This is a genomic window from Chitinimonas naiadis, assembly GCF_054780835.1.
In genome coordinates this window covers 1,202,483-1,221,698 of sequence record NZ_BAAGVO010000004.1, presented here as the reverse complement: position 1 = coordinate 1,221,698, position 19,216 = coordinate 1,202,483, and the positions used below count along the sequence as shown (strand labels likewise).

23 protein-coding genes are annotated in these 19,216 nt (G+C 59.9%); 12 read left to right on the top strand and 11 right to left on the bottom strand.

Annotation, left to right across the window (positions count from 1 at the left end; translation table 11 throughout):
* The first annotated feature begins 36 nt into the window (after positions 1-36).
* Positions 37-966, top strand: a complete 930-nt coding sequence (locus tag ACYVHK_RS11950; RefSeq protein ID WP_460531870.1) for a LysR family transcriptional regulator — start codon at positions 37-39, stop codon at positions 964-966.
* A gap of 125 nt (positions 967-1,091) precedes the next feature.
* Here the strand turns inward: ACYVHK_RS11950 and ACYVHK_RS11945 are convergent, their stop codons facing one another.
* Together ACYVHK_RS11945 and ACYVHK_RS11940 are read right to left on the bottom strand one after the other, a co-directional pair.
* Positions 1,092-1,298: a hypothetical protein gene (locus ACYVHK_RS11945; RefSeq protein ID WP_460531867.1), complete on the bottom strand. Its 207-nt coding sequence runs from the start codon at positions 1,296-1,298 to the stop codon at positions 1,092-1,094.
* A gap of 206 nt (positions 1,299-1,504) precedes the next feature.
* Positions 1,505-2,200 carry a hypothetical protein gene (locus tag ACYVHK_RS11940; RefSeq protein WP_460531864.1) on the bottom strand — a complete coding sequence of 232 codons (696 nt, stop codon included), beginning with the start codon at positions 2,198-2,200 and terminating at the stop codon, positions 1,505-1,507.
* Positions 2,201-2,746: 546 nt separating this feature from the next.
* Here ACYVHK_RS11940 and ACYVHK_RS11935 point away from each other — a divergent pair.
* Complete coding sequence (locus ACYVHK_RS11935) at positions 2,747-3,310, top strand: hypothetical protein (RefSeq protein WP_460531861.1); 564 nt, start codon at positions 2,747-2,749, stop codon at positions 3,308-3,310.
* A gap of 196 nt (positions 3,311-3,506) precedes the next feature.
* On the opposite strand, the gene ACYVHK_RS11930 is transcribed toward ACYVHK_RS11935, so the two are convergent.
* The gene (locus tag ACYVHK_RS11930) at positions 3,507-4,277 is read right to left on the bottom strand and encodes a hypothetical protein (protein WP_460531857.1); all 771 of its coding nucleotides are present in this window, start codon (positions 4,275-4,277) and stop codon (positions 3,507-3,509) included.
* Entirely contained in the window at positions 4,274-6,280 is a 2,007-nt protein-coding gene (locus tag ACYVHK_RS11925; protein WP_460531854.1) for a hypothetical protein, read from the bottom strand. Before ACYVHK_RS11925 ends, ACYVHK_RS11930 begins: the two co-directional genes overlap by 4 nt.
* A gap of 275 nt (positions 6,281-6,555) precedes the next feature.
* On the opposite strand from ACYVHK_RS11925, the gene ACYVHK_RS11920 reads away from it, so the two are divergent.
* Positions 6,556-7,011 carry a DUF6386 family protein gene (locus ACYVHK_RS11920; RefSeq protein ID WP_460531851.1) on the top strand — a complete coding sequence of 152 codons (456 nt, stop codon included), beginning with the start codon at positions 6,556-6,558 and terminating at the stop codon, positions 7,009-7,011.
* 48 nt (positions 7,012-7,059) lie between these two features.
* On the opposite strand, the gene ACYVHK_RS11915 is transcribed toward ACYVHK_RS11920, so the two are convergent.
* Positions 7,060-7,464 carry a cupin domain-containing protein gene (locus ACYVHK_RS11915; RefSeq protein ID WP_460531848.1) on the bottom strand — a complete coding sequence of 135 codons (405 nt, stop codon included), beginning with the start codon at positions 7,462-7,464 and terminating at the stop codon, positions 7,060-7,062.
* Between the two features lie 99 nt (positions 7,465-7,563).
* The gene (locus ACYVHK_RS11910) at positions 7,564-8,043 is read right to left on the bottom strand and encodes a carboxymuconolactone decarboxylase family protein (RefSeq protein WP_460531845.1); all 480 of its coding nucleotides are present in this window, start codon (positions 8,041-8,043) and stop codon (positions 7,564-7,566) included.
* Positions 8,044-8,301: 258 nt separating this feature from the next.
* Here ACYVHK_RS11910 and ACYVHK_RS11905 point away from each other — a divergent pair, with 258 nt between their 5' ends.
* Together ACYVHK_RS11905 and ACYVHK_RS11900 are read left to right on the top strand one after the other, a co-directional pair.
* Positions 8,302-8,706, top strand: a complete 405-nt coding sequence (locus ACYVHK_RS11905; RefSeq protein ID WP_460531842.1) for a VOC family protein — start codon at positions 8,302-8,304, stop codon at positions 8,704-8,706.
* Positions 8,682-9,038, top strand: a complete 357-nt coding sequence (locus ACYVHK_RS11900; RefSeq protein ID WP_460531839.1) for a hypothetical protein — start codon at positions 8,682-8,684, stop codon at positions 9,036-9,038. Before ACYVHK_RS11905 ends, ACYVHK_RS11900 begins: the two co-directional genes overlap by 25 nt.
* 343 nt (positions 9,039-9,381) lie before the next feature.
* Here ACYVHK_RS11900 and ACYVHK_RS11895 read toward each other — a convergent pair whose 3' ends face one another.
* A complete protein-coding gene (locus ACYVHK_RS11895; protein ID WP_460531835.1) occupies positions 9,382-10,320 on the bottom strand; it encodes a LysR family transcriptional regulator in 939 nt (312 codons plus the stop codon).
* Between the two features lie 73 nt (positions 10,321-10,393).
* Between ACYVHK_RS11895 and ACYVHK_RS11890 the strand changes: the two genes are divergently transcribed.
* The gene (locus ACYVHK_RS11890) at positions 10,394-11,383 is read left to right on the top strand and encodes an SLAC1 anion channel family protein (RefSeq protein ID WP_460531832.1); all 990 of its coding nucleotides are present in this window, start codon (positions 10,394-10,396) and stop codon (positions 11,381-11,383) included.
* Positions 11,384-11,454: 71 nt separating this feature from the next.
* The gene (gene mug, locus ACYVHK_RS11885; protein ID WP_460531829.1) at positions 11,455-12,021 is read left to right on the top strand and encodes a mismatch-specific DNA-glycosylase; all 567 of its coding nucleotides are present in this window, start codon (positions 11,455-11,457) and stop codon (positions 12,019-12,021) included.
* A 170-nt stretch (positions 12,022-12,191) separates the two neighbouring features.
* Here the strand turns inward: mug and ACYVHK_RS11880 are convergent, their stop codons facing one another.
* Positions 12,192-12,557 (bottom strand): nuclear transport factor 2 family protein, encoded by a 366-nt coding sequence (locus ACYVHK_RS11880; protein ID WP_460531826.1) that lies wholly within the window; start codon positions 12,555-12,557, stop codon positions 12,192-12,194.
* 45 nt (positions 12,558-12,602) lie between these two features.
* Here ACYVHK_RS11880 and ACYVHK_RS11875 point away from each other — a divergent pair, with 45 nt between their 5' ends.
* The 4 genes from ACYVHK_RS11875 to ACYVHK_RS11860 all read left to right on the top strand — a co-directional run bounded on the left by ACYVHK_RS11875 (position 12,603) and on the right by ACYVHK_RS11860 (position 14,816).
* The gene (locus ACYVHK_RS11875; protein WP_460534053.1) at positions 12,603-12,959 is read left to right on the top strand and encodes a winged helix-turn-helix transcriptional regulator; all 357 of its coding nucleotides are present in this window, start codon (positions 12,603-12,605) and stop codon (positions 12,957-12,959) included.
* Positions 12,960-13,186: 227 nt separating this feature from the next.
* Positions 13,187-13,603 carry a nuclear transport factor 2 family protein gene (locus ACYVHK_RS11870; RefSeq protein ID WP_460531823.1) on the top strand — a complete coding sequence of 139 codons (417 nt, stop codon included), beginning with the start codon at positions 13,187-13,189 and terminating at the stop codon, positions 13,601-13,603.
* Positions 13,604-13,688: 85 nt separating this feature from the next.
* Positions 13,689-14,198 (top strand): GNAT family N-acetyltransferase, encoded by a 510-nt coding sequence (locus tag ACYVHK_RS11865; RefSeq protein ID WP_460531820.1) that lies wholly within the window; start codon positions 13,689-13,691, stop codon positions 14,196-14,198.
* Between the two features lie 162 nt (positions 14,199-14,360).
* On the top strand, positions 14,361-14,816 hold the full coding sequence (locus tag ACYVHK_RS11860) for a GFA family protein (RefSeq protein WP_460531817.1): 456 nt from the start codon (positions 14,361-14,363) through the stop codon (positions 14,814-14,816).
* Positions 14,817-15,360: 544 nt separating this feature from the next.
* Here the strand turns inward: ACYVHK_RS11860 and ACYVHK_RS11855 are convergent.
* Both ACYVHK_RS11855 and ACYVHK_RS11850 read right to left on the bottom strand, forming a co-directional pair.
* Entirely contained in the window at positions 15,361-16,149 is a 789-nt protein-coding gene (locus tag ACYVHK_RS11855; protein WP_460531814.1) for a substrate-binding periplasmic protein, read from the bottom strand.
* Between the two features lie 79 nt (positions 16,150-16,228).
* The gene (locus ACYVHK_RS11850; protein WP_460531811.1) at positions 16,229-16,477 is read right to left on the bottom strand and encodes a hypothetical protein; all 249 of its coding nucleotides are present in this window, start codon (positions 16,475-16,477) and stop codon (positions 16,229-16,231) included.
* A 445-nt stretch (positions 16,478-16,922) separates the two neighbouring features.
* Between ACYVHK_RS11850 and ACYVHK_RS11845 the strand changes: the two genes are divergently transcribed.
* Positions 16,923-18,281 (top strand): alpha/beta hydrolase family protein, encoded by a 1,359-nt coding sequence (locus tag ACYVHK_RS11845; protein ID WP_460531808.1) that lies wholly within the window; start codon positions 16,923-16,925, stop codon positions 18,279-18,281.
* Between the two features lie 95 nt (positions 18,282-18,376).
* Here ACYVHK_RS11845 and ACYVHK_RS11840 read toward each other — a convergent pair whose 3' ends face one another.
* Positions 18,377-19,183 carry a substrate-binding periplasmic protein gene (locus ACYVHK_RS11840; protein WP_460531805.1) on the bottom strand — a complete coding sequence of 269 codons (807 nt, stop codon included), beginning with the start codon at positions 19,181-19,183 and terminating at the stop codon, positions 18,377-18,379.
* Positions 19,184-19,216 lie beyond the last annotated feature (33 nt).

Genomic DNA, 19,216 nt, shown 5'->3' with positions numbered 1-19,216 from the left:
TGTATTCCATCTGTTTTTGAGATGCATGGAGGCCGTATGCTGGATGGTGTTTCACTGGATCAACTCCGGACCTTTATTGCGGCGGCGGACGAGGGGAGTTTTTCCGCTGCGGGGCGCAAGCTCAACCGCGTGCAATCGGCGGTCAGTGGCTGGGTCGGTAGTCTGGAGGCGCAGATCGGCGTCACCCTGTTCGACCGCACTGGTCGCTACCCGCAGCTCACGCCGGAAGGCGCACTGCTGCTGGCCGACGCCCGCAATATCGTTGCGGGGGTCGATACGCTCAAGGCGCGGGCCAAGCTGATGGCATCCGGGCTGGAGCCGGAGTTATCAGTCGTGGTGGACGTTTTCTTTCCTACCGCAGTCATCAGCGACGTGGCGGTGGCCTTTGGCCAGCGCTTCCCGCTCACCCCCTTGCGGCTCTTTGTCGAGGGGCTGGGTGCGGCCTACGAGCCGGTGCTGGACCAGCGCTGCAGTCTGGGCATCCTGAGCAGCCTGCCTGTGGCGTTCCCGTCTTTGATGAGCGAGCGGCTGGGGTCGGTCTCCCTTGTCATGGTCGCAGCTCACGATCACCCTCTCGCTGCGATCAAGGGTCGTATCCCCCAGCGCGAGTTGGCGAAGCATGTGCAGCTGGTACTCACTGACCGTTCGGCCTTGATGGCCGGCAAGGACTACGGTGTGATGTCCCCGCTGACCTGGCGACTGGCCGACCTGTCGACCAAGCATGCATTTCTCAAGGACTGCGTGGGCTGGGGCGGGATGCCACGGCATATGGTGGAACGGGATATCGCCAGTGGTGCGCTGGTGACACTGGATATCGATGGATTGCCGCAGGACGGCACGATGCTGACCATGTCGGCAGTCTATCCCGCAGCATCGCCGCCGGGACCTGCGGGGCAGTGGCTGATCGACACGGTGAAATCCTGCTTTGCCGCACGCACGGTCATCGGTTCGGGCTTGGGCACGTAGGCGGTCCAGGGCATTGCCCGGATGACAAAGCAAAGCGCCCCGGGGATCGTCGGATCTCCGGGGCGCTGCGCATGGCGGGTACTCAGGGGTAGCCAGTCACTGGCGTTTGGCTACCCGTGTGGCAATTAGCCGGCAGTCTTGTTGGTGTGCTTGGCAGCAACCTTGGCGTGGTGCTTCTTGGCAGCCTTCTTGCCGGCGTGTGCGGCCTTGGTCGGCTTGGCGCTGGCGGTCTTGGTCACGGCCGGCTTGGCGGCAGGGGCATCGGCAGCATTGGCGGCGAAGCCGGTCAGGGCGATGGCGGCGGTAATCACGGTGGCGAGCAGCTTGGTCATGGTCATTCCTCAGGCAGTTGAGCTATCCGGTCCCGGTCGTTGCGTACCGCAGCGGCCGTCCTTGGTGTACACAATAGGCCGCCAGGCTTAACGAATTCTTATGGTCGACTTTGGTGATTTTCCCGCGGAACATCAGGTTCTGTTTAAGTCTTGCTTAACCTTGCGGTGGGGCGGTTCGCCGCACGATGAGGCCCCGTTTCCCTCACTCAACAGGCCACATTCCAGGGCATGTAGTCCTGCCCCAGGCTGCGGAACTCCACATGGGCGCGGTACAGCGGGTAGGTAGGCGGCTTGCCCTGGAAGGCCGTGGTACGGAAGACGGCGACGATATCCAGCCGGCCTTCCTGCGGGCGCGGGTAGACGCGGTCGATCAGGAGCGGATCGCGGGTCAGGCCCATGCCTTGCCGGCAGCTATGGCCACCAATCAGGCGGCGTGCGCCGTCGGTCATCGTGGTGCGGTGGCGGAATACGTACCGCACCATCCAGCGGGCGGCATTGTTATCGAAGGTGATGGCGGACTCGCTGGCCGGGCAGGCGGCGTTGACCGGTAGCCAGGCACGGTAGTCCGGCTGGGTGATCTCATGGCCGCCAGCGGGCTTGAGGGTGATGCGATAGCCGTCGGCCCGGCAGAGGCCGGAGACCAGGCTGGGGGCAGCGTACAGACTGGCCACCGTGGGCAGGGTAGCGTTCCCCTTCTCCGTAGCAGGGAAGGTCTGGATATGGATGGTACTGCGGTCGATCGCGACCGATCCCGCCAGAGAGCGGATGGCCTGCTCAATGGCAATGCGCTCTGATTTGTTGGGCTGGCGATTGGGTAGCTGGGCTTCACTGGCCGGCACGTGCGCGGAGAGCACAAGCAGCAGGGTGAGCGAGACGCGGTGCACGGGCGAGAGACTGGGCATGGGTCGGTAGGGTGATCCGCTAGGCCGTTGCTAAGCAGGGCGGGATGTCGTCCTGCGATGTTGGGTACCACTGGTCGGGAATGTAGCAGCAGCCCAGGCAGCGGCGGAAGCGTTTTGCACCAGGCAAGGCCATGCGCGTGGCGGTTTCTGACAGTTTTGGGGAGCATGCCCGTTCAGCGCCAACTTGCTGTACATCCCCCATATGGAGGAAGCCATACCGTTTCAGGGCGAGTAGGGTGGCTCCAGCAGAAAAGACGGCATTGCGATGGATCCAGGGTGTGGTTCGCCGGGGCATCGTCCACATGACCGCCAGTCTGCACAGGGGTCTTCTGTAAGCAAACTTCCACTTGAAGCCGGAGAGAGGAAGCTTGCTGGTATGCGAGTCAGTCCTGCGCTACCGAGCCAAGATGCCTGCCCGCCTACCCAAAGAACACCGGCCGTTCCTCAGGATCGGCAATGGTTGTGCGCTTGTCCGTCGCCCCTGAGGGCGGTTGGTGATTGCCATCGTTTGGCATTCATGTTGTACCAACCAGTACGGAGGAAGATATGGCGGAATCCCGCTTGATACTGTTAAAGATCATTGCGCGCTTGCACCCTCAGGTATGGGAGGTGGTAGGTGGGGGGCCTCTTGGGCCGCATTCCCACGCGCTGTCTCATTTGGCGAAGGCCGGTCCCTCGCCCGAACCCTGGCGTGCGGGGCCGCACCCGGAACCCTGGCGCCTGGCCCATGAACATAACTGGTTGCTGCAGGGCCAGTTGGCGGCGATCGATCTGACTCGCCGCATTACCGATGCCGCCTCGTTGACCCAAGTCCAGGGTGGCGATGGTGCCGGGTTCATTCGGGCAGTGCTCGACGACGGCTGGGGTATTGAAGGCCGACCGCTCGAGCTGCATTTCCCACGCAAATGGTGGCATGGCTGGGTAGAGCCACCACCGCGGCCGGACGAGCTTGATCTACTGTCTGTCTTTGGGGCTGCTGGCGTGTCGTTCGCGACGCTGAGCGAGCAGATCAAGGACGAAGCCTTGAGCAAGGCGGTGGCCGGTGCAGGGTTACGGCTGCTGGATATGGCGGTAGAAGCCGGTGGTGCGCTCAACAAGCATCGTGCTTGAGGCGCTCAGTTTGCCTGCCGCAATGGCGGTTCATGGTAATCCGTAATGACAAGGCCGCCGCGCAATACGGCGGCCGTGTTTTGTCGACGACCTCTTGTCTAGACCTATGGCGAACTGATACACAAATACGGCGTCATGCCCTGTGGGGATTGCGCCCTGCGAAATGGCAGGGCCGCGACTTTACACAGGCAGATCGCTATGCGGATGGTGTTTCAATCCGCCGCAGACGCCACATCCCGAACGGGTTGGTGAACAACGAGTCTTCCTCGTACAGCTCGCACGGCTCGGCGCTGATCCGGTAGCGTGGCGAGGTCGCGTCCGCCGCGAAGGTCTGTCCGCTGCGGATGGTGGGGGCCTCGCTGACCAGATACCAGCAGAAGGTGGAGACGAGCTTGCCCGGGTCGTCTGCGTCATCTGCATCCACGATGGCATCCGGCAGGCCGAGGTTATGCATGCCGCAGGAGTAGACCGCGTCGCTGACCACATTGAGCACATACGCGCGGTAGGCGCTGAACAGGTATTGCTGTTCACTCATGGTCAGCCAGGCGCTGGGGCTGTGGGCGATGCCGCTGCTTTCCACCTTGACGCCATAGCCACCCGCTTTGATCAGCGCACTGGCGGCATTCATGATGGAATCGGCCGCTTCCCGGCTACCGCCTTCGCCCACCAGATAGAGCACCATACGGTGGTCCGCGATGCGGGCCATGTCGTCCGTATTGGCCCAATGGGGGCCGGCAGCGGCGAAGGCGCGTGCCATGCGCGGGTCGGGCTCGTGTACCTCCAGCTCGAAGAAACTTTTGTCGGCCGTGTTCATCAGCAGCATGCCGACAAACAGGTAGCCCTCGCTATGCTCGACCAGGCTGGTAATCAGCGTATTGCGGTCCTGCCAGGGCCCCGGTATGCAAAGAACGGTCTGGACGCTGATGGCTTCCTCGCCCTCGGTACTGTCTGGTGTCATCGTGCTCATGCGGATTGATCCTGCTGCGCTTGCGTTGACTCCTCCGCGACCGCAATCAAGCGCCAGACGCCGTAGGGGTTGTGGCTGGCATGGTCGTCCGGGATATGGGTACAGGGTTCGCTATAGGCACGGAACGGCCGGCCGCGTTGACCCACGCTGTAGTCCGCCGCTTCCTTGACTTTCAGCTCGCCTGTGATCTGCAGGCGGTTGAAGGTAGTGATGACGTCCATGACCTCATCCAGATGCAACGAGGGGGCATCGATGAGGGTGTCCCGAAGGCCGAAGTGATGCATGCCCACGGACTGGATTTCATCGGCGTTGCGGTAGGTCACCAGCGCGCGGAAGGCACGTGTCTCCGGTAGGCCTTGGGCAAACTGGCGCCAGACCGGGGCGGTGTGAGCGAGCTGGTTGAGCTCCAGCAGCACGCCCATGCCCCCGGCGGCGATCACGGCATCGGCCGCTGCGATCAGGGTGTCGGCGTCTTCCTGGGATTGGCAGCGCAAGCTCAGTTTCAGCACAAAGGTATGTGACGCGAACTGATCCAGACCCGGGGTGCCGTAGCGGGTATCGCATAGCTGGGTAAAGATATCGGCCAGATCGGTGACCGCGCGCACCAGCGTCATGTCGAGTTCTTCGCCGGTGGCGTTGACGATCATGCTGTCACGGGTGAACGAGTATTCGTCCGGGGCTGCGGCGAGGATGGCATCCAGGATGGCCATGGGATCGGCCCAGGCGCCGGGGATCAGCAAGGTGGCCACAGCGCCTTCGCTCGCGGGCTGTGCGATCTGATCGGCCGGGGCGTTTGAGGCGGGCTGATCATCCCACTGCTGCTTCACAGGGGTCAGCCGCCAGACGCCAAAGGGGTTGAAGGAGGGATCATCCCGTTCATACAGCCGGCAGGGCTCGGCAGACAGGCGATACACGCCAAGGTTACCGGTGTCTATCGTGTCGCCATTCGTAAACGGTTGCCGGCTGCGGAGCACCGTCTGGCCCGCTGCGTGTAACAAACTTGCCGGTTGTTCGCTTACACCGCGGGTAAACACGATGTCCGGCAGTCCAAAGAAGTGCATGCCGGCGGTGTGGGTATCCTGATGGTCGACGGCGGAGACAAAGGCATAGAAGGTGCCGAATCCCGGTGGTGGGGCCGCGGCGCAGTCGAGCCAGTAGTCGGGACCGTGGCCGACAGCGGTGTTTTCTACCAGGACACCCAGGCCACCCGCCTTGAGGATGACCGTGGCGGCCTCCTGCAGTGCGTGTACGTCGATTTCGTCACCGCAGCGGCTGATCAAGGTGATCACGCTGCGATGCTGGCCCAGCCGCGCCAATTCGGTCTTTGAGACACTGCTGGATCGCGCGAAACGCCGGGCTAGTTCCGGATCGTGCTGGCCCAGGGAGAGCTGGAAGATGACCTTGCGCCGCCGATCGATCAGTGCGGTGTCGTGCAGTTCATAGCGATCGGCGAAATGCGGCTGCAACTGGCTGGTGAGTTCTTTCCAGCCTGCCCAGGTGCCGGGGATGGTCAGGTAGATGTCGAGATTATCGAGGTCGTCCTCCTGCACGTCCTGATTCGGCTGCGCCTTGTCGGCGTCGATTTCTATGTCGAAGTGAGTCTGGAGCAGTTCACTGACCTGATCGTATAGCGTGTCGATCGCAGCCTGATGTTTGCTGCCATTGAACAGGCGTGCGTACCAGGGGGCTGCCGTGCTAATCAAGCAGCCCCAGATCAGGTCGTCGTGCGCCTTGCTGCCATCGGCATTGCCGTAGCCGGCTGGGTCCTGCTTGGCAACGCAGCGTAAGCGTAAAGCGGTAGCTGGCCCGGTAAGGACGGCGGTCCAGCCCCAGTCGTCCTGATACACCAGTCCTTCACCACGATAGGCTACCGTGTAGCCCAGCGGTTTGAGATGGTTGAGCAGCCAGTAGATCAGCGGTTTGCCATAGCGGAACCCCCGATCGTCATCGGGCTGGATATCGTAGAACGGATCGTTTCGGAAAAGGAGTCGCTTTTCAAGCATGGGAAGGTCACACGGGCAAGGGGCTGGGAAGATGTCGTGCCAAGCTACGGGCTTTGTCTGGCGCGGCTTTGGGCTAGCCGAGTGTCGCAGGCCGGCGCGGGCCTGAGAATCCTCAAAATGGGGGAAAGGCGCGGAAAAATCGCCTTTTTTTGCGCCCTTGCCATGCTGGCCGGGGCCTATGGCGCAAACGCGGCTTGGCGCTGGCGCAATTTGCTGCCGATACTGGTGCAGGCGTAGCCGGGTGGCTACGACAGACTATCGGCCGAGGAATCCTTGTGCGCATCTTGCCGTTCCAGTTCAGCACCGAGAGTGCCACGCTCTGCGTCTACGACCTGGGCGCGCTCAAGCACAGGCTGGATTCGGAAGAAGACTGGTGGAGCTGGCCGGTGGCCACCCAGTTGCAGGAAGCCAATGCGGGCCATGTGCTGTTTGTCGATGTTGGCGCGGATGGCGCGCACGACGGGCATATCCAGTTCGAGCCGCTGGCGCACTTCGCCCTCGAAGGCTGGCTCAACTGCCCGACGGGCCGGTTGTTTGTCGGCTCGGCCGATGAAGTGACCGCCGAGGGCAAGGAGCCCGAGTGTGCGTTTGGCGGCCTGTTCGTGTCGGTCCCCGTCGGGGCGGTCCACCTGCAACTGGCGCGCTCCATGACCGGCACCCTGCAACTGGCGTTGCTGACCAACCAGAAGTTCACCAGCAACCGCTATACGCGGCCGTTACGGCTGGCGTAACCGCGCAGCACGCCCGTTGCAGGGGATGCCCAACAGCAAACCCTGTGGTCAGTGTGCATCGCCTTCGATGGGCGTCAGCACCGGGGCTTTCTGCTTCTTCAGCAAGACCACCACAAAACGGGCCGGCTCCGTGGCGCTGGCATTGCGGCCGACGACGTGGATGTCCTTCGGGCCTTCGTAGAAGACATCGCCCGCCTTGAGCGTGACGGCTGGTTTGCCCTTGAGCTGCATCTCTATCGTACCCTCCAGGACGTACACGAAGGCATGGGCGTCGTGACGATGCACCATGTCCTTGGCGCCAGGTTCGTAGCTGACTTCCAGCATCAGGCCTTCCTTGCCCGGATAGTCGGACAGCTTCTGGCTGAGCAGGGGCTTGACCTCGGCCGCGTAGGCCGGGAACGGCACGAGCATCGCGGCGAGGGCAAGGCTCAGGGTTGGGGTGAGTCGCTTCATGATGTTCTCTCTGAATGGATAGGCAGGGCGCGCGCGGTGCGGCTCCCCGCCGTGCGGCCACGGGAGAGCCGCAGCCGGGCTGCGACGGGTTGACACCCCTCAGGCGAGCTGGGCCTTGGTCAGACCAAATGCCTGATCCAGCGAACCGGGTACCGAGCGGAAGGCGATATTCACGCGGTTCCAGGCGTTGATGGTCATGACGGCGTAGGTCAGCTCGGTGAGCGCCTTCTCATCGAACTGCTCGCGGGCGTTGGCATAGGCACTGTCGGATACACCGTCGGCAGCCAGTTGGGTCAGCGCTTCCGTCCAGGCCAGGGCGGCCCGTTCGCGGTCATTGAACAGCGTCGATTCTTTCCAGATCGTCAGGTGATGGATGCGCAGCGGACGCTCACCGTGGATGGTGGCCTGCTTGATGTGCATGTCCACGCAGAAGCCACAGCCGTTGATCTGCGAGGCGCGGATGGCGATCAGGTCCTGGATGGTGGATTCGATCGAGCTGTCGTGTACTTTCATGGAGAAATCAACGAGCTGCTTGAAGAGCAGGGGGGCTTGCTTGCTGTAGTCGAGACGCTGGGTCATGATGGCTCCTGGGTGTCAGATGGATGAGTGAGTTGGCTTGGGCACGATGGCATTTCGCCCTTCTCACCTCATAAGACGTGGGGACTTTCCGTCCTGTGACACTTCAGGAGAAATTTCTGCATCCGGCGCTGCCGGGTAACAAGAAATTCATTGGCAATCCTTGGCCGACATCGCGACGACTGCCTAGTATTGCTAGATATCCAAGGAGGACGCCCGGCCCTTTCCCGCAAGGGATGCCCGCCGCGCGATTTGATATCCATGCCTAAACCCTTTCCCGCAGGTGCTGTGATCTACGCCAAGGACCTGGCATCGGTCCGGGACTTCTATGTCGCCGTGACCGATCTCAAGCTGGTTCGTCTGGAACCGGATTACGCCTTGCTCGAGAACGCCACCTACCAGCTCGTCATCCACGCCATCCCGCCTGTTTACGCAGCGGACATCACGATAGACAACCCGCCCAAGCGACGGGAGGACACGGCGATCAAGCTGATCTTCCTGGTCAACAGCATTGCGGCGGCCCGCCGCCTGGCATTGCAGCACGGCGGCATCGTGGACCCGAAGCAGCAGGAGTGGCAGTTCCAGCGCTATCTGGTGTGCGATGGTCATGACCCGGAAGGCAATGTCATCCAGCTCCGTGAATGGCTGACCGCCATGGTGGAGTAGGGCGCTTGGCGGCAGCGGGCTTCCTGTCGCGCGGGTTACGCGTCCTGTCCCGCACTGGTGGCTATCTGGCCTGGGTCGCCTGCGCCTTGCTGCTGGCCGGCTCCTGGTACAACTTCCATGTTTATTGCGAGAGCTTTGGCTGCATGGGCCTGGGCTTGCTCTGGTTTGCCTGGGTCGTCGCCTTGGCGCTGGCCCTGCTGTTGGCCACGCTGGTGCTGGCACTACAACGCCGCCATCAAGTGACAACACGGCTGACCTTGTCAGCGATGGTGGCGATGGCGCTGCTGGGGGCAGGGCACGTTGGCTACTGGGTAGTGCATCGCGTGGGGTGATGGGGACACGATGCGTTAGGTGTGTGGCAACGCACAGACGGTGAGCGACACCATAAGGCAGGGTGATGGGGTCGTACCCGTCCTGACTCCCGTAGTCTGCGGACAGCAGGCGTTCCCTCTGAGGCCATCATGAAAAAATCGCACTCGAAACACGCGTCGACCAGCAATGCCAAATCGAACGTACCGTCCGCGCCGCCGGTAGGCGTCAAGCACACCTCGGCCCTACCGCCCTTTGGTGTTAAGCCGACGAACAAGCCTGCGGGTAAGTAAGCCACTTCGCCAGGCTTGCCTGGCGGGTGGGTTGAGTGCTCCGTGAGGCTGGATGGTGCTGGGGTGGTGATGCTTAAGCCTCGACCTCCAGCAAGCGTGCCTTCAACCGCGGTGTGGCGAAATCAAGAAAAGCGCGTAACTTCAGCGGCAGGACACCCTGTCCAGCGTGGACAAGACTGACAGGCAGCGGTGGCGACTCAAATGCTTCGAGCATGATCTTGAGGTTGCCGGCGCGCTTGGCGTTCGCCATCTGATAGGACAATACACGTGTGAGACCAACGCCTGCGACCGCCGCATCGACTGCAGCTTCGGCGGTGCTGACGGCAAGCCGGGAGCGGATGGGCACGGTGAATTCCGACTTGCCGGACATGAAAGTCCAAACCTGCCTGGATGTCACCTGCTCATGGGTAATGCAGGCATGCCTTGCGAGTTCGGCGGGGTGCTTGGGCATGCCGCGCTCAGCCAGGTACGCTGGGCTGGCGCACACCACCCGGCGCACGGTACCTATCCGTGCCGCGATGAAGCTGCTGTCAGGCAGCTCTGCAATGCGCACGGCGACATCAATGTGATCTTCAAGCAGATGCACGACCTGGTCGGTCAGGACCATTCGCACATCGATGTCGGGATAGGTCTTGAGAAAATCCGCGACTACCGGCAAGACGTGCAGGCGGCCGAAGACGATCGGTGCAGTGAGGACCAGTTCGCCTTTGGGTGCCGCATATTCCCCGGATGCCGCGCGTTCCGCTTCGCCCACTTCTTCGAGAATCCGCCGGCACGCGGCGACATAGGATAGGCCGGTTTCGGTCAGCACTAACTGCCGCGTTGATCGGTGCAAGAGGCGGGTTTGCAGATGCGCTTCCAGCTCGCCAACCTTGCGGCTCACCGTTGCAAGCGGCATCTTGAGTTGGCGTGCCGCAGCAGAAAAACTACCGGCATCGACTACCGCCAACAAGATCGACATCGACGCTAAACGATCAGCCATATTCTCATTTTCTGGGAAGATGATTGCCAATCATGCGGGATTATCCTTTTTGATGGAAGGCGATAGCATCGCCAGCGTGTGCCCATAACGTGGAAAGTGTGCGATGACGACGCTGGCAAGCCCCGATCCGGAATCCCGACGTAGTTTGACTTCAATCAGGAATTTGCCCGTCAATCTGTTCGCGTCGGTCATGGGCATCGCCGGGCTTTGCCTTGCGTGGCGGCAAGCCAGTCACGAGTTTGGGGTGAGTCCGCTGATTTCCGAAGCGGCGGGTCTCCTCGCCGTGGTCGTCTTCCTGGTGCTGGGCGTTGGGTATCTGGTCAAAGCGCTCAAGCATCCGGATGCGGTGATGGGTGAGTACCGACATCCCGTTGCCGGTAATTTCTTTGGCACGATCACGATCGCCATTCTGCTGCTGTCCTCGGTCGTCGCTGAACGGAGCCGGACTGTGGCAGAGGTCATGTGGACATTGGGTGCCGTGACGACGATCGCACTCTGTTTCGCGATCGCGAGCCGGCTGCTGCAAGGAAAGATCGATGCGGCTCACGCCGTGCCCGCCTGGTTCATTCCGGGCGTGGCCACCTTGGATATTGTCGTTGCCGGTGGAACCATGCCGATGCCCTGGGCGCATGAAGTAAACCTGTTCGCGATGGCCGTGGGCACGATGATCGCGCTCTTGTTCTTTACCATGATCATGTCGCGCATGATCCATCATGAGCCTTTGCCTGCCGGCATGGTCCCGTCACTGTTGATCCTGATGGCACCGTTCGAGGTGGGGTTTCTGGCATATACCAACATGACACAGCACGTCGATACCTTTGCTGGCTTGCTGTTTTACTTTGGTCTTTTCCTGTTTCTCGCGCTGGCGCCCAAGGTGTTTCGCAGCGGCGTACCTTTCGCCAGCGGCTGGTGGGCAATCAGCTTTCCGATGGCAGCGCTGACAAGTGCGGCGTTGAAATACGCCATGTTTGTTCAGGTCTGGCCGGTGCAGTTGATGGCCCTCGGGTTGCTCACCCTATTGAGCGTGACGATCGTGGTGCTCTTTGTCAGAACGCTGCAGATACTCCTCAACGGTAGGCTGCTCGCTGGTTGAAGTGGCAGCTAGTTCGCCAAGTGGGATTTGGCGGGGCTCCCCGTAAGTGTGGGCTTAATGAGGTGGTCAATATGGCCCAGGCGCTGGTGCCGCGCGTAAGTTCTGGCTCGGATGACGATACGATGACTCAAGCACTGCCGGACGTGATGTCGGCCGGGCTGAGCGTCGTTTTCTGTGGGATCAATCCCGGCCTGAGGGCGGCTGCAAGCGGCCGCCATTTTGCAGGGAGCGGTAACCGCTTCTGGCGGGTATTGCATCTGGCCGGCTTCACGTCCGAGCAATTGCAACCCGGGAACGATACGGAATTGCTGGCCTACCGCTGTGGCTTGACCACTGCCGTTGCGCGGCCGACATCACGGGCTGATCAGCTATCTCGGGGTGAATTCCTTGAGGCAGCAACGGCGCTATGTGAGAAGGTCGAACGGTATCGACCTGCTTGTATCGCCTTCCTCGGGAAGGCCGCCTATGCCGCTATTTCGGGTCAGCCGGCCGTCTTGTGGGGGCGCCAAGCCGCGACGTTGGGCGGCGCGACAGTGTGGGTGTTGCCCAACCCGAGTGGCTTGAACCGTTCATTCAGCTTGCATGACCTTACCGAGGCTTATCGAGCGCTGTTCCTGGCGATGGATTGGCGGTCGTAGCGCGGGGTCTTTGCCTCTATTTCGGATAGCTCGCAATGCAAAATGCAGGACCCGGCCCTCGCTTGTTAGAACAGTGCCTGCTAGTGGTTTAAGTTTTGCATCTGACTGTCCAAAGCCAGCTCATCGTGAATCTTCAAAACTGGCAAGAGGGGAATACCGCTTGTTGTCGCTTAAGTGTCCTTTCCATCAAGGAAAACATACAGCTGGGCGATCTTCCCATCTCGAATAATCGCCAAGTCGACACCGGTGTATCGGGGTGGCTCACCGGCAGGACCCGAGCCAAAATGCAGCCGTACGCCGTCTGCGACTACTTGAGGAACGCTATGCGGCGTGTAGATAAAGCTCGGGTGGGTTGCCCTGATTTCACCTGCAATGTGATCTAGCGCTTGGTGCCCAACAAAGCGACCTGCCGGTAAGGAGACCACGCAATCTTCGGTGTATAGCTCACCGATTGCAGTGCGACGCCGCTCCGGGTCCCCCTCACCAAATACCTCCTGCAAATTACGCAGCAGCAACGTTTCTATCTCGTACGACATATCCGACTCCTTGTGCTTAAAGCTGCAGAATTGCAAGCCGGAAGCATGGTAGTGGCGTCATGCCATATCTGCCAGTACGCACCTTTTTGTAAGTGTAAGCAGGGAGATTGCTTGATGAGTACCCCCCCATTCAGTTGCGGCCTGGAAGCCGTGGTCCATCTCATAGGCGGTAAGAGGAAGCTGCTGATCCTCTTCCATCTGAGCAGCAAGCGGTGCCGGTTCAGCGAGTTGAGGCGTCTACTGGGTGATGTCAGTGAGAAGGTACTGAGCCAGCAACTGAAGGAAATGACGCGAGACGGTCTAGTCCGGCGAATTGACTTCCAAACCGTACCCCCCCCATGTGGAGTACGAACTGGAAAACTTCGGGATCGAAATGGGCCAAGCCCTACGACCGGTTTGTGATTGGGGCACCCAAAACATGGACGTGATCGCATCTATCGCTAGTGTGCGAGCCAAGCTGGGGTCTGAGGCACCAGGTATGGCGCACCGCGAACCGCTAGAAACCTGAGTAGGCAGGAGGAAGTCGCCGCAAGCGCCAAGACAACCCTATGCACTAACTTTTTGGTGCGTACTATTCAATTTGTCATTGCTGCTCGACAATGCCTGCTTTCTAGTGACAGGACGATGTGATGATGAACGGACAAGCCAACTACGAGTTCGCCCAGGATTTTCTGCAAAAGCTGGGTCAAGGCGACGCGCACTCGCTCTCGATGCTTTTCGCACAGGATGCAAAGTGGGAAGTGGCGGGTGACGTCGGCGCACTACCTTGGCTAGGAAAGAAACAGGGACCGGGCGCGATTGTCGATTTTGTGCGAGATATCTCAGTACTGATCACAAGCGTGCGTCTTGATGTTCACGATATCGTGTCGAATGAGCATCGTGCACTGATCCTGGGAGAGCTTGCCTCCATCGTTAACGCTACGGGTAAGTTGATCGAAACCACGTTCGTCCTTGTCTTGGATATCAACGATGGATTGATCCGTCACTTCCGAATGCTGGAAGACAGCTTTGCCGTTTCGCAAGCGGCGAGAGGGCGCGAAGCCTAAGTCGTCACTCCATTGCCGGACGGCAAGATTCCTTTCAATGAGTGGGTGTGTAAGCACTCGCCAGCCCCTTACGAGCGGCCACGCTATGCATCTAGACCAACCAAATGAACAATGGACGATCGTTGAATATCTCCCGGAACATGAAGCCGGAGTTATCGACTTGATTCTGACTATCCAGAATGTGGAGGCCAATCTGGATATCTCGATAGACCAACAGCCCGACCTGCTGGATATTGCAGCGAACTACACCGGCTCTGGGGGCGGCTTCTGGGTCGCCCTGAGTGAGGGAGGGGGCGTTATCGGCTCGATCGGGCTGCAATACGGAACCGAGACCGTCGGGATTCTGAAGAAGTTCTTTGTCGAAAAAGCCTATCGCGGCGCGGACATTGGCGTTGCTTCAGCACTGTTCGATAGATTGATCGAATTCGCCAACGCGCGGGATATCCAGACAGTCATCCTGGATACCCCGGCCCTCGCAAGTCGATCCCATACGTTTTACCGTAAGAAGGGTTTCCGACAGATAGAGAAAAGCGCGGTACCGATACACTATGACTACCCAGATCGTGGTTCTCTGTTGTTTCGCCTTGACCTCTAGCTCCCTCCCATCTAGCGAAGGCTCTAGACCTATCTGCAGCGCTGCTAGGCACGCATTGCAGGCGCTATGGATCATTGCCCACCATGCTGGCCCCACTTGGGATACGCTTGCTCCATAAAAAACCGACATCCATGTTGTTCAAATCAATGCGAGATGTGTGGCATGACCGAAATCTTTGAGGGCCAGTGTCAGTGCGGTGAAGTGCAATACCGCGTTACGGGCGCCGCCGCTACGCTGTTCGCGTGTCACTGCACTGAGTGCCAACGTCAATCAGCGAGCGCCTTTGGCATGGCGCTGTGGGTACGCAATGCCAAGGTTGAGCTCGTCAGCGGTGTGCTTCATGAGTGGGTACGTCATACGCCCGCCGGCAAAGAGATGGCGTGCAGTTTCTGCCCGACGTGTGGGACACGCGTGTTCCACAAGATGCGTGGGCAAACCGAGCTGCTGAGTATCAAGCCGGGTACGCTGAACGACACAAAGGCGTTGGTGCCAGTAGGCCATATCTGGACCGCCAGTAAACAGCCCTGGGTTCATATCCCAACTTCAGTACTTCAGTACGACGGCAATCCGTCTGGCTATGAAGCGCTGTTTTCTGCTTGGCGGGCTGCGCATCCGTAGCGATATTCAGAAAGCGGTTGGTAATCGCTTATTTTCGGTTTGTGTCAGGAGGAAGCGTTGCGGCCTGGCTTTGGATTTTGTATGTCCGACCTCCCCCGGGATAGGACACATCCGTATTGGAGATGGCTGGGTAGAGGTATGGCAGGAGGGGCAATCAACCCGGTATCCGATTAGCAGCGTCAAAGTCATTCACACCATTCCGGAGCGCGATTGGAACCCGTACCTGCTGAAGAGGAATTTTCAGCCCCATCCTCCCTCAATTGGCTGACCAATATCTTCTTCTACCTGGAAGCATTTTCAGCGATAGCAGGCTATATGTGCCTAGTCATTACTATAAGTGGGCAGCTAATTGGCTGAGAAAGTTCGATACCTTTGGCAGTCGAAGGTGGACTATTGGCCGACGAGTCAACTCCGTCACATATAGCAATAGTAGTCAATGACCTCCGGAATCGACGATCAAGTGCACCGGAATCCGGAGAAAAAGCCGCCACGGCGGTGATTCAGGCGCAATTTGTAGATTGAAAGATTGCCGCGTCAACCAGGCTTAATGCAGGTCATATTTTCTCCGGATTTGCTGTAACTCGCCGGTTTTCTCTAGGGTAGTCAGCGCAGCATTCAAGCGTGCCCGTTTCTCGGGTGCGAGGTGTACTGAGGTCGCTACCAACTGCAGGTCGATCTTGAAGATCACGGGCAGAATTCGGATCTTGTCTTCCAACATGCCATCGTGGATATACCGCTTGAGCGTGACATCTGAGTGGTAAAAGAAACGCCCACGTCCAGCGAGAAGTTTCCTCAGGTTGTCGCGGTTGCTGGGGGCTCCGGCATCCACGATCAAGCCGTCCTGCGCGCGCAGGAAATCCACAAAAGCGGTGCCCATCGTGGCGAGGACGATGCCCGCTCTGCCTAGACGCCGGATATCCTCCAGGTTGCTTACATCCATCGCATCGTTCCGTAGCACGGCGACCTGATGTTTGATGGAATAGAGGGCGGGGGAACTGACAAAGTGCATATTGCGCTCACGCTCCGGGGTTTTGAGCAGCCCAAAAAACACATCCAGTTTTCCGTCTGACAGCTCCTTGTCTATCCTCCCTACCGGCTTTTCCTGGTCCAGGCCCTGGAACTTCAGGTCTGGGTCGATGCGCTCAAGCGCACGGATGATCTCGAAGCAAATGCCAGGGGCCTGTGGATTGGCAATGTCGAACTTCACGGTATTGTTTGACTGTCGCGCGGTGTGAAGTACCAGTGGCGTTGCAGCACTCTGAATATTTGTTAGCAGGGTCAGCAGAATCGGTAAGTAGGCGGCGTACTGCATGGTGAGCTTGGTGCTTGTCATGGAGTGTCCTGCTCGCCGCTTGGGGGCAAGCCTTGGTTACAGCGTAAGCCCGGCATATCACATGCCGCAGGATGCTTGTTCAGGTCTTCAGTTCAAGTACTGCACCTTGTGCCAGGCTTGACAGTGCGTCGAGATCCTCTGTGGCGAAGGTATAAAGCCGCTTTCTCCCGAGCGTGCCTGCCCGATGCGCGACCAGGAATCGGGGGTTGAGTTTGATGTCTCCCAGTTGGGCGTGTTCCGACAAGCTGAAATCACCTTCATCGACGGTGCAGGCGATCAACATGGCGTGCTTTTCGTTCCGGATGATCTGCTCTATCTGAAATTGCATGATGTCTCTCTCTTACTCTCCGTAACGGATGTTTCCCGGCTTTCGCCTCGCTAAGGCTTGTCAGCGAACCCAGATCGTCACCTAAGTGCTGGAACGCCTGCTCATGTCGGTGACTGGCTCTGCGTTACCCAGCTTTTGCCGTTGTGACCAATATCCGGCAATTCGTGTGAAGCCGTAACTCGGACCTCTCCCAGGGGGACCTAGGAAGCTCCCTTGCCTCGTCCGTGAAGCGGGCGCCAATCCTGTGGTGGATAGAGCTAAAGGTGCGATGTAGATGGCACGTAGAATGGCCGCTCGTCCAGAGATGGGGGGCGCTACTGTGGACTATCCATTTCTAACGCTGTGCATACCTTCTCTTGTGCAAACTGTCGCAATCCACAAGCCTTGTTGCGTAGGCTTGCTAGGATTTCGCTGGTAAAACCACGCTTCCCCACAGGAGACAAGCATGCGTCAACCACGATCGCCGCTCCGCCGCCCGCTACGTGCTGCATGTCTTTCGCTCATGTGTCTGTATGTTGGGACCTACGCCGAGGATCTATCGCCCAAGGCTGCCAAACAGGCCGATTGCCATGTGGGTATCTACCGCCTGCGCGACCAGCGCGTGGTGGATATCGGGCTATCTGGCGGTGGCAAGCTGCGCTGGCGGCAAGAGGATGGCACCAGCGGTGCGTTGACCGAGGGCACGGGCGGCAACTGGAACAGCACGTTGGGCTGGACTGGCCGGCCGGATGGCAAGGTGATTTGGCTGTCTGAATGTGCAAAGGGCGAGATCCGGTTTGATGGCATCGTCGGCAAGCGCATTGCCTTCGATGTGACCGAGACGACATTCGAGAGCCAGGGCACCCGGCTCGCTGGCCGGCTGGTCATGCCCAAAGGACATGGCAAGGTGCCGGTGGTGGTGCTGGTGCATGGTGCGGAGTTCGATGCCGCACGTGACGTCTACGCCCTGCAGCGCATGTTCCCGGCTGCCGGCATTGGCGCTTTCGTCTACGACAAGCGCGGCACGGGTGCATCCGGTGGCACGTATTCGCAGAACTTCGACCTGCTCGCCAGTGATGTGGTCAAGGCCACGGAGGTGGCGCGTCGCCTCGCTGGCAAGCGCGCCGGCCGGGTGGGTTACCAGGCGGGCAGCCAGGGCGGTTGGGTGGCGCCCATTGCTGCCACACGCACCCCGGTGGATTTCGTGATCGTCGGCTTTGGCCTGGCGGTATCGGTGCTGGACGAAGACCGCCAGGCGGCCGAACTCAATATGACCATGAACGGCTTTGGCCCGGCCGAGGTCGCCAAGGCGCATGAACTGACCGATGCGACAGCGGTGATTGTGGCCAGCGGCTTCAAGGAAGGCCTGGCTGAGTTCGACACCTTGCGCGAGCGGTATCGGGACGAGCCCTGGTTCAAGTATCTCAAGGGGAATTTCAGCTTCCTGCTGCTGGGCATGCCCACTGCCGACATTCCCATCAAGGGCCAGGCCTACAACTGGGGCACTCCCTGGCACTACGACCCGATGCCTACGCTACGCAGCGTGACGGCCCCGCAGCTCTGGATACTGGGCGGCGAGGATATCGACGCCCCCTATGCCGAGACCCTGCGCCGGCTCAAGACCCTGGCCGCCGAAGGCAAACCGATCAGCACCGCGCTTTACCCGACAGCCGAGCATGGCATCTATGAATTCGAGACCGGCAAGGATGGAGAGCGGCTATCGACGCGCAACTCGGCCGGGTATTTCCGGCTGATGCGGGATTACATACTTAAAGGGAGGTTGAGTGATAAGTACGGGGCGGCTGAACTGACTGTGCCGAGATGAGTGCTGGTGGATTACGCCTTCGGCTTATCCACCCTACACTGGTTGCTTGTGATCGGCTGCGGCGTGGCAGCCGCCATAAAGAATAGCCGTCCCAATCACTTAGCTGAGCCCGGCTTCGGTCTTGACTCCAGATAATGCTCCAGCCAGTCATGCTGGCCATACTTGCGCATGATCTGCTCCAGCGCGCCGGTGCGGTGCAGTTTGAGCAGGCCTTCGTCGAATTTCCTGGCGATCTCCGGGGCTTCCTTGAGGGCGGGGGAGAGGGCGAAGTAGACGTGGCTTTCGCTCACGCATCCGGCTTCGCGCAGCTTGATCGATGGCTGTCGGGCGAGCAGGTATTGCACCAGGTTGGTGTCTTCGATAAAGGCATCGAGCCGGCCCAGCATGACCTTGCGGGCGATCTTCTCGGTCAGGCCTTCGCCGCCGTGGACTTCAAAGCCGGCAGGGTTTTTCTTGATATAGCCGTCGATCTCCGCGCCGTAGGAATAGCCCTTGATGACGCCGACCTTGCGACTGTCCAGCGAGCCGGTACCGCTGTATTGCCATGTCTGGCCGGGCGTGGTGTAGACACAGTATTTGTCGATCGCGATGGGCAGGGTGGGGAAGACGAATCCGGGTGCTTCTTCGCGGAAGGCGGAGGAGATGGCATGGAGGTGGCCCAGCTTGACCTCGTTCAAGGCCCGGGCGTAGTTCATGTTGATGTATTCGATCTGATCGCCCTGCGGGGTGAAGATCGCTCGCAGTATGTCGATGGTAAAACCTTCCTCGGCCGCGTTGGCGGTACAGCTGAACGGGCACCAGTAGCTCGGCGACGCCACCTTGATGGTCTGGGCCCAGGCGGGCGCGGCCAGGATGAGCAGGCAGAACGAGAGGCTTAGCGCCTGGGGCTGGGTGACGGTCATGGGATCGACTGCTGCAGGGTCATCGTTTTGGGC